This is a genomic window from Hymenobacter sp. B1770 (assembly GCF_049896385.1).
Lineage (GTDB): Bacteria > Bacteroidota > Bacteroidia > Cytophagales > Hymenobacteraceae > Hymenobacter.
This window is the reverse complement of the sequence record NZ_JAFCUF010000081.1, coordinates 1-608: the sequence shown is the minus strand read 5'-3', so window position 1 is coordinate 608 and position 608 is coordinate 1. Positions and strand designations below refer to the sequence as shown.

1 protein-coding gene is annotated in these 608 nt (G+C 63.2%); it reads right to left on the bottom strand.

Going from position 1 to position 608, the window contains the following annotated elements; genetic code table 11:
* Positions 1-53 precede the first annotated feature (53 nt).
* Positions 54-218, bottom strand: a complete 165-nt coding sequence (locus ACP7AJ_RS21575; protein ID WP_426062304.1) for a WapI family immunity protein — start codon at positions 216-218, stop codon at positions 54-56.
* Positions 219-608 lie beyond the last annotated feature (390 nt).

The following is a 608-nucleotide window of genomic DNA, read 5'->3' as shown; positions in this document are numbered from 1 at the left end:
GGTTCATTGCGGCTCCATTGGCCCAGACATTCGCTCAGGGCGGCCAGCTCCCACTAAAACAAACACGGGACCTCCACCTGCCAAGTACCCTGGTCGGAGCACGCGCGCAGGAACACGCGCAGCCAGTTGTTGTCCCAGTCTTCGCCCGCGGCAAAGGCGTGCGCGTAGCCACGAACGGCCAGTTCTACGACGCGGCCGGGTACTCCAGAAAACAACATGGCAAGAAAGAAGGAAACATAGGGGCCAGTTGACTTAAACGGTCGTGGCTGTTGCAGAAGTCCTTGTTCGTCTCATGGCTTGGGTTGTGGCGGTCGTAGCTGCCCAAAAAAGCCGCATTTCAGGCCTTTTCATCGGCTGGCTTCCCGCTTTGGTGCCCTTCAAGGTCGTTGACCTGACTTCTGCAACAGCCACGGTCGGAAAAGCGAAAGGAGGGGTCTGGCCGCTGTACAACGGGCTCGCAGCACGTGCACCCGGTGGTGGCGCCGCGGGCCCGCGCTTAGTGCTTCCGCGCGGCCCGGCGCTGGCGGGCCTCCAGCTTCCGGCCGCGCGTGGCGCTGCTTTTGCCGGGAATCATGGGGCTTTTCACCGCCCCGCGTTTGCGGGCGGCC